Origin of the sequence: Streptomyces venezuelae (assembly GCF_008642335.1) — a bacterium.
GTDB lineage: Bacteria > Actinomycetota > Actinomycetes > Streptomycetales > Streptomycetaceae > Streptomyces > Streptomyces venezuelae_F.
In genome coordinates, this window is record NZ_CP029191.1 from 6,261,360 (window position 1) to 6,275,795 (window position 14,436).

Annotated in this window: 11 protein-coding genes; 7 read left to right on the forward strand and 4 right to left on the reverse strand. The window is 72.2% G+C overall.

From position 1 onward, the window contains the following. Positions 1 to 4: 4 nt before the first annotated feature. Positions 5 to 712: a GAF and ANTAR domain-containing protein gene (locus tag DEJ49_RS28225; protein ID WP_150186706.1), complete on the reverse strand. Its 708-nt coding sequence runs from the start codon at positions 710 to 712 to the stop codon at positions 5 to 7. 246 nt (positions 713 to 958) lie between these two features. Between DEJ49_RS28225 and DEJ49_RS28230 the strand changes: the two genes are divergently transcribed. The 5 genes from DEJ49_RS28230 to DEJ49_RS28250 all read left to right on the forward strand — a co-directional run bounded on the left by DEJ49_RS28230 (position 959) and on the right by DEJ49_RS28250 (position 9,142). Beyond that, the gene (locus tag DEJ49_RS28230; protein ID WP_150186707.1) at positions 959 to 2,476 is read left to right on the forward strand and encodes a 3' terminal RNA ribose 2'-O-methyltransferase Hen1; all 1,518 of its coding nucleotides are present in this window, start codon (positions 959 to 961) and stop codon (positions 2,474 to 2,476) included. Then, positions 2,473 to 5,055, forward strand: coding sequence for a polynucleotide kinase-phosphatase (locus DEJ49_RS28235; RefSeq protein ID WP_150186708.1), 2,583 nt, complete (start codon positions 2,473 to 2,475; stop codon positions 5,053 to 5,055). The genes DEJ49_RS28230 and DEJ49_RS28235 overlap by 4 nt, the downstream gene beginning before the upstream one ends. Before the next feature lie 243 nt (positions 5,056 to 5,298). Beyond that, positions 5,299 to 6,531 (forward strand): arginine deiminase, encoded by a 1,233-nt coding sequence (locus DEJ49_RS28240; protein ID WP_150173291.1) that lies wholly within the window; start codon positions 5,299 to 5,301, stop codon positions 6,529 to 6,531. A gap of 116 nt (positions 6,532 to 6,647) precedes the next feature. Continuing rightward, positions 6,648 to 7,646 (forward strand): ornithine carbamoyltransferase, encoded by a 999-nt coding sequence (argF, locus tag DEJ49_RS28245; RefSeq protein WP_150186709.1) that lies wholly within the window; start codon positions 6,648 to 6,650, stop codon positions 7,644 to 7,646. A gap of 47 nt (positions 7,647 to 7,693) precedes the next feature. Next, a complete protein-coding gene (locus tag DEJ49_RS28250; protein ID WP_150186710.1) occupies positions 7,694 to 9,142 on the forward strand; it encodes an amino acid permease in 1,449 nt (482 codons plus the stop codon). On the opposite strand, the gene DEJ49_RS28255 is transcribed toward DEJ49_RS28250, so the two are convergent. Beyond that, positions 9,117 to 9,563: an ATP-binding protein gene (locus DEJ49_RS28255; RefSeq protein WP_150188517.1), complete on the reverse strand. Its 447-nt coding sequence runs from the start codon at positions 9,561 to 9,563 to the stop codon at positions 9,117 to 9,119. The two genes, DEJ49_RS28250 and DEJ49_RS28255, sit on opposite strands and share 26 nt — an antisense overlap. Before the next feature lie 262 nt (positions 9,564 to 9,825). On the opposite strand from DEJ49_RS28255, the gene DEJ49_RS28260 reads away from it, so the two are divergent. Together DEJ49_RS28260 and DEJ49_RS28265 are read left to right on the forward strand one after the other, a co-directional pair. After that, positions 9,826 to 10,653 carry an enoyl-CoA hydratase family protein gene (locus tag DEJ49_RS28260; protein ID WP_150186711.1) on the forward strand — a complete coding sequence of 276 codons (828 nt, stop codon included), beginning with the start codon at positions 9,826 to 9,828 and terminating at the stop codon, positions 10,651 to 10,653. A gap of 2 nt (positions 10,654 to 10,655) precedes the next feature. After that, the gene (locus DEJ49_RS28265; RefSeq protein ID WP_150186712.1) at positions 10,656 to 12,944 is read left to right on the forward strand and encodes a bifunctional salicylyl-CoA 5-hydroxylase/oxidoreductase; all 2,289 of its coding nucleotides are present in this window, start codon (positions 10,656 to 10,658) and stop codon (positions 12,942 to 12,944) included. A gap of 94 nt (positions 12,945 to 13,038) precedes the next feature. Here the strand turns inward: DEJ49_RS28265 and DEJ49_RS28270 are convergent, their stop codons facing one another. After that, positions 13,039 to 13,611 carry a HutD family protein gene (locus DEJ49_RS28270; protein WP_150186713.1) on the reverse strand — a complete coding sequence of 191 codons (573 nt, stop codon included), beginning with the start codon at positions 13,609 to 13,611 and terminating at the stop codon, positions 13,039 to 13,041. Positions 13,612 to 13,620: 9 nt separating this feature from the next. Continuing rightward, the gene (locus DEJ49_RS28275) at positions 13,621 to 14,433 is read right to left on the reverse strand and encodes a PaaX family transcriptional regulator C-terminal domain-containing protein (RefSeq protein WP_150186714.1); all 813 of its coding nucleotides are present in this window, start codon (positions 14,431 to 14,433) and stop codon (positions 13,621 to 13,623) included. Between the last annotated feature and the right edge of the window lie 3 nt (positions 14,434 to 14,436).

A 14,436-nucleotide genomic window follows, 5' to 3' on the forward strand; every position in this document is an offset into this window, starting at 1 on the left:
CGCTTCACGGCTTCGTGAAACCGCCGTGCGCGCACACCTGCGCGGCGACATCACGGAGCTTCACGTTGTTCTCCTGCGAGTAGCGGCGCAGCACGTCGAACGCCTCCTCCTCGGAGAGGCGGTGCCTGCCCATGATGATGCCCATCGCCTCGCCGATGGTGTGCCGGGTGGAGATGGCCCGCTCCAGCTGGGCATGGGTGCGGGCGCTGGAGAAGGCGACGGCGGCGTGCGAGGCGAGGAGCAGGCCGGCCGTCTCGTCGTCCTCGGTGAAGGCGCCGGGCCGGGAGGAGTACAGGTTCAGCGCGCCGAGCTCCTCGTCCTCGGTGAAGAGCAGGAAGCCCATCATGCTGCCGATGCCCAGCGTCCGCGCCTCACCGGCGTAGGCGGGCCAGCGCGGCTGCTCACGGGTGAAGTCCGAGATGCGGAAGACCCGCTCACCGCCGCAGCTCCGCGCGACGTCGAAACAGGGCCCCTCGCCCTTGCTGGCCTGAAGCTCGTCACTGTCGACGACGATCCGGTGGGTGGGTGCGAGCGTCTGCACCTCCCCGCCGTGCAGGATCAGGATGCCGGCCGCGTCACAGCCCGCCACGAGCTCGGTGGCCGACGCGGTGATCCGCTCCAGCGTGGCGTCGACGGAGGTCTGCGCCAGCAGGTCCCGCGCCATCGAAGCCATCTGCTTCCCGAACCGGGCCCAGTCCACACGGTCCTCCATCCTCACGACGCCTGAGCACACCTCTTCTACCCAGCTTCCCGCGAGACCCTCGCGACCGCGCGCACGACACCGCTTCGTGCCTGGTCGGGGCCGTACGGCGGCGAAAATTCCTGCGTGCGCCCCGTGCGTTCGCTGTACGTTGAAGGGGCGCGCCGGAGACGGGGAGCGCCCCGCGGAAGCCGTGCGCCGCGTCCCGCTGTTGATCACCCAACCGCAGCTCAGACTGTGTTTTGAGGCCGACCTGAAGTGTTTCTGACGATCAGTACCACCGGTACCCCCGAGCGCCCCGCCACCGACCTCGGCTTCCTGCTGCACAAGCACCCCGACAACCGGCATACGCGCAGCGTGTCCTACGGGACCGCGCACGTCCTCTTCCCCGAGGCGAGTGAGGGGCGCTGTACCGCCGCGCTGCTCCTCGAGGTCGACCCCGTCGCGCTCGTGCGGCGCGGCAAGGGGAAGGGCAAGGGGCGGGGCGGGGCCCCGGACGCGGCTCTGGCGCAGTACGTGAACGACCGGCCCTACGCCGCCTCCTCGCTGCTCGCCGTGGCGCTGAGCGCCGTGTTCTCCAGTGCCATGCGGGGCGTGTGCGCCGCACGGCCGGAGCGGGTCGCGGAGCCGCTGCCGCTCCGTGTCGAGGTGCCGGTCCTGCCCGCCCGTGGCGGTGCCGAGCTGGTGCGGGCGCTGTTCGAACCGCTCGGGTGGGCCGTGACGGCGACGCCCGTGCCGCTGGACGTGCGGTTCCCCGAGTGGGGCGACTCGCGGTACGTACACCTCGTACTCGAAGCGCCCGACGGGACGCTCACGCTGGGCGAGGCGCTGCGGCACCTGTACGTGCTGCTGCCCGTCCTCGACGACGCCAAGCACTACTGGGTCTCGCCGGACGAGGTCGACAAGCTGCTGCGGGCCGGGGAGGGGTGGCTCGCGGACCACCCCGAGCAGGCCGTCATCACCAGTCGTTATCTGGCGCGCCGGTGGTCCCTGACCCGGGACGCCAGGGAGCGGCTCGAACTCGTGCGGCTCGCCGACGCGGACGACACGGACGTCGACGAGATCGACAACGCCGTCGACGAGGACACCGACACCGAGGAGAAGCCGGTGCCGCTCGCCGTGCGGCGCCGGGAGGCGATCCTCGCCGAGCTGGCCGACACCGGCGCCGGACGAGTGCTCGATCTCGGCTGCGGCCAGGGCCAGTTGGTGCAGGCCCTGCTCAAGGACGTCCGGTACACCGAGATCGTCGGGGTCGACGTGTCCATGCGCGCGCTGACCGTGGCCTCCCGGCGGCTGAGGCTCGACCGCCTGGGCGAGCGCCAGGCCGGCCGCGTCCAGCTCATGCAGGGCTCCCTCGCGTACACCGACAAGCGGCTCAAGGGGTACGACGCGGCCGTGCTCAGCGAGGTCATCGAGCACCTCGACGAGGCGCGGCTGCCCGCCCTGGAGTACGCCGTGTTCGGCTCCGCGCGTCCCCGTACCGTCCTCGTGACGACGCCGAACGTCGAGTACAACGTCCGCTGGGAGTCGCTCCCCGCGGGCCACGTCCGCCACGGCGACCACCGCTTCGAGTGGACGCGCGACCAGCTCGCGGAGTGGGCCCGACGTGTCGGTGAACGGCACGGCTATGCCGTCCGGTTCGTGCCCGTCGGCGACGACGACCCCGAGGTGGGTCCGCCCACGCAGATGGCCGTATTCACCCAGGAAACCAAGGAAACCAGGGCAGCCGGCGCAGCCAAGGCAGCCGACACAGCCGACAAGGACCGGGTCGCATGACTGACGACGACAACCGCACCGCCGACGCCGCCCGCGTCCTGCCCGTCACCGACCTCTCCCTCGTCGTGCTGATCGGCGCCACCGGCTCCGGCAAGTCCACCTTCGCGCGCACGCACTTCAAGGAAACAGAGGTCATATCCAGCGACTTCTGCCGCGGGCTCGTCGCCGACGACGAGAACGACCAGGGCGCGAGCCGCGACGCCTTCGACGTGCTGCACTACATCGCGGGCAAGCGCCTGGCCGCGGGCCGCCGCACCGTCGTCGACGCGACCAGCGTGCAGAGCGACAGCCGCAAGCAGCTGATCGAGCTGGCCAGGCAGTACGACGTACTGCCCATCGCCATCGTGCTCGACGTGCCCGAAGACGTCTGCGCCGCGCGCAACGCCGCCCGCGCCGACCGCGCGGACCTGCCCCGCCGCGTCATCCAGCGCCACCAGCGCGAACTGCGGCGCTCCCTGCGCCACCTGGAGCGCGAGGGCTTCCGCAAGGTGCACGTCCTGCGCGGGGTGGCGGAGATCGACGCCGCCACCGTCGTCACCGAGAAGCGGTACAACGACCTCACCCACCTCACGGGCCCCTTCGACATCGTCGGCGACATCCACGGCTGCGCCGCCGAGCTGGAGACCCTGCTCGGCAAGCTCGGATACGTGGACGGCGCGCACCCGGAGGGCCGCACCGCCGTGTTCGTCGGCGACCTCGTCGACCGCGGCCCGGACACCCCGGGCGTGCTGCGGCGCGTCATGTCGATGGTCGCGGCGGGCACCGCGCTCTGCGTGCCCGGCAACCACGAGAACAAGCTCGGCCGCCACCTCAAGGGCCGCGGCGTCCAGCACACCCACGGACTCGCCGAGACCGTCGAGCAGCTGTCGGCCGAGAGCGAGGAGTTCCGCACGCGGGTGCGGGAGTTCATCGACGGCCTCGTCTCGCACTACGTCCTGGACGGCGGCCGGCTCGTCGTCTGCCACGCCGGACTGCCCGAGAAGTACCACGGCCGCACCTCCGGCCGGGTCCGCTCCCACGCCCTGTACGGCGACACGACCGGCGAGACCGACGAGTTCGGCCTGCCCGTGCGCTACCCGTGGGCCGAGGAGTACCGGGGCAGGGCCGCGGTCGTCTACGGCCACACCCCCGTGCCCACCGCGACCTGGCTCAACAACACCATCTGCCTGGACACCGGAGCCGTCTTCGGCGGCCGGCTGACCGCGCTGCGCTGGCCGGAGCGGGAACTCGTCGACGTACCGGCGGAGCGGGTCTGGTACGAGCCCGCCAAACCGCTGCGCACCGAGGCGCCCGGCGGCCACGACGGCCGGCCGCTCGACCTCGACGACGTGCACGGGCGCCGCGTCGTCGAGACCCGGCACGTGGGCCGTGTCGCCGTGCGCGAGGAGAACGCCGCCGCGGCCCTGGAGGTCATGAGCCGCTTCGCCGTCGACCCGCGCCTGCTCCCGTACCTGCCGCCGACGATGGCGCCGACGGCCACGTCCCGCCGCGAGGGCTACCTGGAACACCCCGAGGAGGCCTTCGCGGCGTACGCGGACGACGGTGTCGCCCGCGTCGTGTGCGAGGAGAAGCACATGGGGTCGCGGGCCGTGGTCCTGGTCTGCCGCGACGCGGACGTGGCCCGCGAGCGGTTCGGGGTGGGGGACGGTGCCACCGAGGGAGGCCCCACCGGCTCCCTCTGCACCCGCACCGGCCGCCCCTTCTTCGACGACCCCGCCACCACCGAGCAGATCCTCGGCCGCGTGCGCGACGCCGTCACCGAGGCCGGTCTGTGGGAGGAGCTCGCGACGGACTGGCTGCTCCTCGACGCGGAGCTGATGCCATGGTCGCTGAAGGCGTCGGGGCTGCTCCGCACGCAGTACGCCGCCGTGGGCGCCGCCTCCGGAGCCGTCTTCCCCGGCGCGGTCGCAGCCCTCGAAGCGGCGGCGGCACGCGGCGTCGACGCGGGCGAACTCCTGACCCGCCAGCGGGAGCGCGCCGCGGACGCCGCCGCGTTCACCGACGCCTACCGCCGCTACTGCTGGCCGACCGAGGGCCTGGAGGGCGTGCGCCTCGCACCGTTCCAGATCCTCGCCGTCCAGGGCCGCAGCCTCGCCGGGCTCCCGCACGACGAACAGCTGGCCCTGATCGACCGCATGGTGGAGCACGACAGCAGCCAGGGCTCCGACCTGCTGCAGACCACGCGCCGCCTGTACGTCGACACGGGCGACCCGGAGTCGGTGCGGGCCGGTGTCGACTGGTGGCTGGAGATGACGAGCCGCGGCGGCGAAGGCATGGTCGTCAAGCCGGTCGAGGCGCTGGTCAGGACCGCGCAGGGCCGGCTCGTCCAGCCCGGCATCAAGTGCCGCGGCCGCGAGTACCTGCGGATCGTCTACGGCCCGGAGTACACACGCCCGGAGAACCTGGCGAAGCTGCGCGACCGGTCCCTCGGCCACAAGCGGTCACTGGCCGTCCGCGAGTACGCCCTCGGCCTGGAAGCGCTGGACCGCCTGGCGGACGGCGAGCCGCTGTGGCGGGTGCACGAGGCGGTGTTCGCGGTCCTGGCGCTGGAGTCGGAGCCGGTGGACCCCCGGCTCTGAGAGCCTGTCTTTGAACCCCCGCCTGCGCCCCGACGCCCGGCACGCCCGCTCGCTGCACGGCGTGCCAGGACAGGTGGCTCCGCCACATGACCTGGCACGCCGCACACCGATCGCACGCACCGACCGCCGCTGCGCCCGCGCTCCGCGCGAACGACGGGGGTTCAAAGACAGGCTCTGACCGGATGGCCCACGGCTTCGGCCAACCGTGCGCGTGCGCCGTCCGGCCGGGGAAAGATGGACCCCATGGGATTCCATGTCGACTCCGAGGCCGGGCGGCTGCGCCGCGTCATACTGCACCGCCCCGATCTGGAGCTCAAGCGGCTGACTCCGAGCAACAAGGACGCCCTGCTCTTCGACGACGTCCTGTGGGTGCGCAGGGCCCGTCAGGAGCACGACGGGTTCGCGGACGTGCTGCGCGACCGGGGGGTGGCGGTCCATCTCTTCGGCGACCTGCTGACCGAGACCCTGGACGTGCCCGCGGCCCGCCTCCTCGTCCTGGACCGCGTCTTCGACGAGAAGGAGTACGGGCCGCTCGCCACCGACCACTTGAGGGCCGCCTTCGAGACCCTGCCCTCGACCGAGCTCGCCGAGGCGCTGGTCGGCGGCATGACGAAGCGGGAGTTCCTGGAGCGCCACGCCGAGCCGACGTCCGTGCGCTTCCACTGCATGGACCTGGACGACTTCCTCCTCGGCCCGCTGCCCAACCACCTCTTCACCCGCGACACCTCCGCCTGGATCTACGACGGCGTCTCCATCAACGCCATGCGCTGGCCCGCCCGGCAGCGCGAGACCGTGCACTTCGAGGCGATCTACCGGCACCACCCGCTGTTCCGCGGCGAGGACTTCCACGTCTGGTCGCGCGGCCAGGCGGACTACCCCTCGACGATCGAGGGCGGCGACGTCCTGGTGATCGGCAAGGGGGCGGTGCTCATCGGCATGAGCGAGCGCACCACACCGCAAGCCGTGGAGATGCTCGCGCACAAGCTGTTCGCGGCGGGCTCGGCGCAGACCATCGTTGCCCTCGACATGCCGAAGCGGCGTGCGTTCATGCACCTCGACACGGTGATGACGATGGTCGACGGCGACACGTTCACGCAGTACGCGGGGCTCGGCATGCTCCGCTCGTACACGATCGAGCCGGGCGTGGGGGAGCGGGAGCTGAAGGTGACCGACCATCCCCCGGAGCACATGCACCGCGCCATCGCCGCCGCGCTCGGTCTCGACGGCATCCGGGTCCTCACCGCCACGCAGGACGTGCACGCGGCGGAGCGTGAGCAGTGGGACGACGGCTGCAACGTCCTCGCGGTGGAGCCGGGCGTCGTCGTCGCGTACGAGAGGAACTCGACGACCAACACGCACCTGCGCAAGCAGGGCATCGAGGTGATCGAGATCCTGGGGAGCGAGCTGGGGCGCGGCCGGGGCGGGCCGCGGTGCATGAGCTGTCCGGTGCAGCGGGATCCGGTGCCGGGGCTGTAGCGTCCGCACACGCCGGCCGGGCGCCCGCCCGGGTCCTGTATATAAATGTGGAGCGTCGTATATAGTTTCAAAGGTCACCGTCTTTCGTACGCCCATCCGCATTCCTGGAGCGCCTCATGGCCACAGACCTCACCGGCCGCCACTTCCTCAAGGAGCTGGACTTCACCGCCGACGAGTTCCGCGGCCTGATCGAGCTGGCCGCCGAGCTGAAGGCGGCCAAGAAGGCCGGGGCCGAGACGCGGCGGCTGCGGGGCAGGAACATCGCGCTGATCTTCGAGAAGAACTCGACGCGGACCCGCTGCGCCTTCGAGGTGGCCGCCGCCGACCAGGGTGCCTCGACGGTGTACATCGACCCGGCCGGCTCACACCTGGGCAAGAAGGAGTCGGCCAAGGACACCGCCCGGGTGCTCGGCCGGATGTTCGACGCCATCGAGTTCCGCGGGGACGCGCAGGACACCGTCGAGACGCTCGCCGCCCACGCGGGCGTGCCCGTCTACAACGGCCTGACCGACGCCTGGCACCCCACCCAGATGCTCGCCGACGTGCTCACGATGACCGAGCACAGCGCCAAGCCCCTCACCGGCATCGCCTTCGCCTACCTCGGCGACGCCCGCTTCAACATGGGCAACTCATACCTGATCACCGGCGCGCTGCTCGGCATGGACGTACGCATCGTCGCCCCCGAGGCGTACTGGCCGGCCCCGGAGATCCGCGCGCGGGCCCAGGAGCTCGCCGCGGTCAGCGGGGCGCGCCTGACGCTCACCGAGGACGTCGCGGAGGGCGTCCGGGGCGCGGACTTCGTCGGCACGGACGTCTGGGTGTCGATGGGGGAGCCGCAGGAGGTGTGGGCCGAGCGCATAGCCGCCCTCGTGCCCTACGCGGTGACGATGGACGTCCTGCGCGCCACGGGCAACCCGGACGTAAAGTTCTTGCACTGCCTGCCCGCCTTCCACGACCTCGGCACGAAGGTCGGCCGCGAGGTCCACGAGACGTACGGCCTGGAGTCCCTGGAGGTCACGGACGAGGTCTTCGAGTCGGAGCACTCCGTGGTCTTCGACGAGGCGGAGAACCGTATGCACACGATCAAGGCGGTCCTTGTCGCCACCCTCTCCTGATCACCGAGCACCACGCACCACGCACCACCAGAATCGAGAACCACCCCATGAGCCCCACACGCACCAACGGGCTTCGCATCAAGTCCCCCGACCAGCTCGTCGCCGAATCCGGCGCGGACCTCGAGGGCCACGGCCTGCGGCGCACCATGGGGCTCTTCCAGCTCGTGTGCTTCGGCGTCGGCGCGATCGTCGGCACCGGCATCTTCGTCGGTCTCTCGGACTCGGTCGCCGAGGCGGGTCCCGCGGTCGCGATCTCCTATGTCCTCGCGGCCGTGACCTGCATCTTCACCGCGTTCTCGTTCGCCGAGCTGGGCGGCGCGATCCCGGTGTCGGGCAGCTCGTACTCCTTCGCGTACGCCTCACTCGGCGAGCGCACCGCGTTCCTCGTGGGCTGGTGCCTGATCCTCGAGTACGGCGTGTCGGTCTCCGCGGTCGCGGTCGGCTGGAGCCAGTACCTGAACGAGCTGCTGCACAGCCTCACCGGCTGGGAGCTGCCCGCCGCGCTCTCCGCGGGGCCCGGTGAGGGCGGCGCGGTGAACCTGCCCGCCGTCGTCGTCATCCTGCTCGCCGCCGTGCTGCTGGTGCGCGGCATCCGCGAGAGCGCGGGCGCCACGGCCGCGATGGCGGTGCTGAAGATCGGCATCCTGCTGCTCTTCCTGGCGATCGCGTTCACCGCGTTCGAGGACGGCAACCTGACGCCCTTCGCGGGCGCGGGCGCCTCCGGCATCACCGCGGGCGCCTCGCTCGCCTTCTTCTCCTTCATCGGCTTCGACGCGGTCACGACGGCCGGCGAGGAGGTGAAGAACCCGCGGCGCAACATTCCGCTCGCCATCCTGATCTGCATCGGCGTCGTCACCCTGCTCTACGTCGCCGTGGCGCTCGCGGCCATCGGCGCGCTCGGCCCGGATGCCGTCGCCGACAAGCCCGCCGCGCTGTCGCTCATCGTCAACCAGGTCACCGACTCGACCCTCGGCGGCGGCATCATCGCCTTCGGCGCGGTCGTCGCCATCGCCTCCGTGGTGCTCGCCGTGATGTACGGCCAGACGCGCATCCTGATGTCGATGTCGCGCGACGGGCTCATGCCGCGCGTCTTCGAGCGTGTCTCGCCGCGCACCAGGACCCCTGTCGCCAACACGTGGATCGTCGCGGCGGTCGTCGCCGTGCCCGCCGCGTTCTCCTCGCTCGACGTCGTCGTCAACCTGACCACCATCGGCACGCTGGCCATCATGGTCGTGGTGAACGTCGCGGTGATCGCGCTGCGCCGGTCGGCGCCGGATCTGCGGCGCACCTTCCGGGTGCCGTTCCACCCGGTGAGCCCGCTCCTGGGCGTCGGCTTCTGCCTCTATCTGATCTGGGGCACGGGCTGGACGACGTGGCTGCAGTTCGCCGTGTTCGTGGCGGTGGGCGCGGTGGTCTACGCGCTGTACGGGCGGCGCCACTCGCGGCTCGGCCGGGGCGAGGCGCCGGGCGTCAGCACGCGTGCGGGGGCCTCGTAGGAAGCGTGAACCAGACCGCCTTGCCCGACGCGGTGGCGCGGTGGCCGCAGGACGAGCTGAGGGTGCGGATCAGGAGCAGGCCGCGCCCGTGCTCCTGCCAGGGGTCCGGCTCGACGTGCGGGCCAGGGTCCGTGAGGTCGCCGGGCGGCGACGGGTTGGAATCGTGCACCTCGACCTGGCATCCCGTCGGCAGCAGCTCGATCACCAGCTCTATGGGGTCCTGCCCGCCGGTGTGCTCCACGGCGTTGGCGACCAGCTCCGCGGTGAGGAGCTCGGCGGTGTCGGTGTCCGGGGACGACTCGATGTCGGTGAGCGCCGTGCGGACCAGGGCACGCGCGACCGGCACGGCTGCCGTGGTGTGCGGCAGGGCGATGCGCCAGGAGGCGGGGGAGGAAGGCTCGTGCAAGGCGGGTCCGTTCAGCGCAGCAGGTGGCGGTCCTGCTTTCAACCGTACGAATCCTAAGCGCTGTGCCGACAGGGGCGACGGTCGGGCATTCCCGGGACGTCCGACCCTGAGGTGTCCCGAGGTGTCCCGAGGTGTCCGGGAGTCCTTCGCCGCGTGGTGAGGCCTCCCCCCTGGACGGCGTATCGCGTACTCGTGACGACAGTCACGGAACGGTGATAGCTTCGTGAGGTAGCCCACGTCCGAGCACCCCAGCCTCAGGCCGAGGAGGCCGCACCTGATGAGTCCCTTCACCGGCTCCGCGACCCGCACTCCCGACTGGCGGCATCTGCGCCTCACCGTCGACGAGGGGGTCGCCACGGTCACCCTCGCCCGCCCCGACAAGCTCAACGCGCTCACCTTCGGCGCCTACGCCGACCTGCGCGACCTCCTCGCCGAGCTCTCCCGCGACAAGTCCGTGCGCGCCCTCGTGCTCGGCGGCGAGGGCCGCGGCTTCTGCTCGGGCGGCGACGTCGACGAGATCATCGGCGCCACGCTCGCCATGGACACGGCCCAGCTCCTCGACTTCAACCGCATGACGGGCCAGGTCGTCCGCGCCATCAGGGAGTGCCCGTTCCCGGTGATCGCCGCCGTGCACGGGGTGGCGGCGGGCGCCGGCGCGGTGCTCGCCCTCGCCTCGGACTTCCGCGTCGCCGACCCCTCCGCGCGCTTCTCCTTCCTCTTCACCCGGGTCGGCCTCTCCGGCGGCGACATGGGCGCCGCCTACCTCCTGCCGCGCGTCGTCGGCCTCGGCCACGCCACGCGGCTGCTCATGCTGGGCGAGCCGGTGCGCGCCCCCGAGGCCGAACGGATCGGGCTCATCAGCGAGCTGACGGAGGAGGGCGGCGCCGCGGAGGCCGCGCAGACCCTGGCCCGCCGCCTCGCCGACGGACCCGCCCTCGCGTACGCGCAGACCAAGGCGCTCCTCACCTCGGAGCTCGACATGCCGCTCGCCGCCTCCATCGAACTGGACGCGTCCACGCAGGCGCTCCTGATGAACGGCGAGGACTACGCCGAGTTCCACGCGGCGTTCACGGAGAAGCGCCCGCCGAAGTGGCAGGGACGGTGACCATGACGACCCCGCACCGCATCGCGGTCATCGGCGGCGGCCCCGGCGGGCTCTACGCCGCCGCGCTGCTCAAGCGCCTCGACCCCGCCCGCGAGGTCACCGTCTGGGAGCGCAACGCGCCCGACGACACCTTCGGCTTCGGCGTCGTCCTCTCCGACGAGACCCTCGGCGGCATCGAACACGCCGACCCCGCCGTCTACGCCGCCCTCCAGGCGGAGTTCGTGCGCTGGGACGACATCGACATCGTGCACCGCGACCGGCGCCACACCTCCGGCGGCCACGGGTTCGCCGCGCTCGGCAGGCGCAGGCTCCTGGAGATCCTGCACGACCGCTGCCGGGACCTCGGCATCGAGCTGCGCTTCCGTACGGAGGCGCCGCCCGCCGCCGCGCTCGCCGCCGAGTACGACCTCGTCGTCGCCGCCGACGGCATCCACAGCCTCACCCGCGAGGCACACGCCGACGTCTTCGGGCCGACCCTGACCACCCACCGCTGCCGCTACATCTGGCTCGCCGCGGACTTCGCCTTCGACGCGTTCCGCTTCGAGATCGCCGAGACGGAACACGGCGTGATGCAGCTGCACGGATACCCGTACTCCTCGGCGGGGACGGGCGCCTCCACCGTCATCGTCGAGATGCGCGAGGAGGTGTGGGAGGCCGCGGGCTTCGCGGACCTCGACGAGTACGAGTCCACGGAACGCTGCGCCAAGATCTTCGCGGACGCGCTGGGCGGCCGCCCGCTGCGCGGCAACAATTCCTCGTGGATCAACTTCCGCACCGTCACCAACTCCCGCTGGTCGTACGGCAACACGGTCCTGCTCGGCGACGCCGCGCACACCGCGCACTTCTCCATCGGCTCCGGCACGAAGCTCGCCGTCGAGGACGCGCTCGCGCTCGCCGCCTGCCTGGAGGAAAAGACCGACATCCCGGCCGCGCTCCGGGCGTACGAGGAGGAGCGCAGGCCCGTCGTCGCCTCCACGCAGCGTGCGGCCCGCGCCAGCCTGGAGTGGTTCGAGCGGCTGCCGGACTACCTCGACCAGCCGCCGCGCCAGTTCGCGTTCAACCTCCTCACCCGCAGCCGCCGCGTCACCCACGACAACCTCCGCCTGCGCGACGCCGACTTCACCCGCGCGGTCGAGAGCGACTTCGGCTGCCCGGACGGCACCCCGCCGATGTTCACGCCCTTCCGGCTCCGCGACCTGACCCTGCGCAACCGCGTCGTCGTCTCGCCGATGGACATGTACTCCGCCGTGGACGGCGTCCCCGGCGACTTCCACCTCGTCCACCTGGGCGCGCGGGCGCTCGGCGGCGCGGGCCTCGTCATGACCGAGATGGTGTGCGTCAGCGAGCGCGGCCGCATCACGCCGGGCTGCGCGGGCCTTTACACCGACGGGCAGGCGGAGGCGTGGCGCCGCGTCACGGACTTCGTGCACGCACAGGCACCCGGCGCGGCGATCGGCCTGCAGCTCGGGCACTCCGGCCGCAAGGGTTCCACGAAGCGGATGTGGGAGGGCATCGACGATCCGCTGCCCGAGGGCAACTGGCCGCTCGACGCGGCGTCGCCGCTGCCGTACAAGCGGGGCAGTCAGGTTCCCCGTGAACTGTCCCGGGCGGGGCTCACGGAGATCCGCGAACAGTTCATGTCGGCGGCGCGGCGAGCCGACCGGGCGGGCTTCGACCTCCTCGAACTCCACGCGGCGCACGGGTACTTGCTGTCGGGATTCCTCTCCCCGCTCACGAATCGCCGCACCGACGCGTACGGGGGTGATCTGGCGGGCCGTCTCCGCTACCCCCTGGAGGTCTTCGACGCGGTACGGGCGGTCTGGCCCGCCGGGAAGCCCATGACGGTCCGCATCTCCGCGACGGACTGGGCGGAGGGCGGCACGACGGCCGAGGACGCGGTCGAGATCGCCCGCGCGTTCGCCGCGCACGGCGCCGACGCGATCGACGTCTCGACCGGGCAGGTCGTGGCGGAGGAGCGCCCCGAGTTCGGCCGCTCGTACCAGACGCCGTACGCGGACCGCATCCGCAGTGTGACGGGCATTCCGGTGATCACGGTGGGCGCGGTCTCGTCGTGGGACGACGTGAACTCCCTGCTGCTGGCAGGACGGGCGGACCTGTGCGCGCTGGCCCGGCCCCACCTCTACGACCCCCACTGGACGCTGCACGCGGCGGCGGAGCAGGGGTATGTGGGGGAGGGGGCGACATGGCCGCTCCCGTACCGCGCGGGTAGCCGCCGCCCCCAGACGGGCCGCACGGACGCGCCCAAGCAGAGACTGCAACTGCCCATGTGACGCCGGGTGCGGGTTGTTTGTGGCTGTTCGCGCAGTTCCCCGCGCCCCTGGGGGGCGGACCGTTTCCGTCGTTCCTCGGGTGCCGGTAGTGGGCTCAGGAGGGTGCCGTGATGGTGATCTCGGCCGTCGCGCCCTCGCCCCGTAGTCTCACCGTGCCGGGGCCGGAGTGGCGTACGCAGTCCAGGCGGGCGAGGGGGGTGTCCCTGCCGTCCGGGGTGACCAGGGCGAGTCCCTCCGTGACGGGCATCAGCAGGAGGATCTCATCCGCCTCGCACCCCGGCTCCGTCCCACCCGCCGCCGCGGCGACGTCGACGATGCGCACCCGGGCCGACGCCCCGCCCCTCCGCGTCATCACGTTCAGGTTGCGCACCGGGCCCGACGGGAGGTGGCAGTGCGTCGGGGCGTCGCCCGGGAAGGCGAAGGGGGTCAGGGGAGCGATTCGGTGCGGGATGCCCTCCACGGTCAGCAGCATCGCGGCCGCGCCCTCCGCCTCCACCGGGGTGATCACCCGGTCCGTGTCGGGGAAGTGGGAGAAGGGGCCGTCTCCGGCCACGTCCGCCACGCTCACCCGCCAGCCCGCGCCCTCCGCGACCTCCCTGGTCGTACCGCCGCCGTTCTTCCACGGCACGGTGCGGTACGCGGTCCAGCGCAGCAGTTCTTCGTTCATCGGCGCAGTCTAGGCGGGCCGCACGAAGCGGGCGCCCGGCTCTCTGAGGCGTTCGTCCAGGGCCGCGAAGACCGCCGCCGAGCGGGCGCCCGGCCAGTTTGAGGGGAGCAGGTCGGCGGGGAGGCCCGGGTCCGCGTAGGGGAGTTGGCGCCAGGAGTCCAGGGCGAGGAGGTAGTCGCGGTACGCCTCCTCGGGGGAGTCACCGGGGGCGCCGCGGGATTCCCAGGACCGGAGTACCGGCTCGTGGCGGTCCAGGAACGCCTCGTGCTGCTTGGCCAGGGTCGCCAGGTCCCACCAGCGGGCCACCGCCTCCGGTGTCGGGGTGAAGCCCAGGTGCTCGCCCCGGAACAGGTCCACGTACGGGGCGAGTTGGAGGCGGGTCAGGGTGTGCCTGGTCTCGGAGTACAGGTGGGCCGGGGCGATCCAGACACCCGGCGCCGCCGTGCCGAAGCCGAGGCCCGCGAGGCGCGACCGCAGCACGTGCCGCTTGGCGCGTTCCGCCTCGGGGACGGAGAAGACGGCCAGGACCCAGCCGTCCCCGTGCTCCGCCCCCGCGCCGTAGATGCGGCGGTCGCCGTCTTCCAGGAGCTGGCGGGCGTCCGGCGAGAGCGCGTACCCGGCGGCGCCCCCCTCCGCGCGTCCGGGCACGAGCAGGCCGCGCCGCTTCAGCCGGGACACCGACGACCGCACGGACGGCGCGTCGACGCCGACCGGCGCGAGGAGGCGCACCAGCTCGGCGACCGGCACGGGGCCGGGCGCGGCCCGGCCGTAGGCGCCGTAGAACGTGACGATCAAGGACCGTGGAGTGTGCTGCTCGGACACGTG

Bases quoted from the DNA above. Each gene is read 5' to 3' on its own strand.
- DEJ49_RS28225 (WP_150186706.1), bottom strand. From the start codon at position 712: ATGGAGGACCGTGTGGACTGGGCCCGGTTCGGGAAGCAGATGGCTTCG.
- DEJ49_RS28235 (WP_150186708.1), top strand. From the start codon at position 2,473: ATGACTGACGACGACAACCGCACCGCCGACGCCGCCCGCGTCCTGCCC.
- DEJ49_RS28240 (WP_150173291.1), top strand. From the start codon at position 5,299: ATGGGATTCCATGTCGACTCCGAGGCCGGGCGGCTGCGCCGCGTCATA.
- argF (WP_150186709.1), top strand. From the start codon at position 6,648: ATGGCCACAGACCTCACCGGCCGCCACTTCCTCAAGGAGCTGGACTTC.
- DEJ49_RS28250 (WP_150186710.1), top strand. From the start codon at position 7,694: ATGAGCCCCACACGCACCAACGGGCTTCGCATCAAGTCCCCCGACCAG.
- DEJ49_RS28260 (WP_150186711.1), top strand. From the start codon at position 9,826: ATGAGTCCCTTCACCGGCTCCGCGACCCGCACTCCCGACTGGCGGCAT.
- DEJ49_RS28265 (WP_150186712.1), top strand. From the start codon at position 10,656: ATGACGACCCCGCACCGCATCGCGGTCATCGGCGGCGGCCCCGGCGGG.
- DEJ49_RS28270 (WP_150186713.1), bottom strand. From the start codon at position 13,611: ATGAACGAAGAACTGCTGCGCTGGACCGCGTACCGCACCGTGCCGTGG.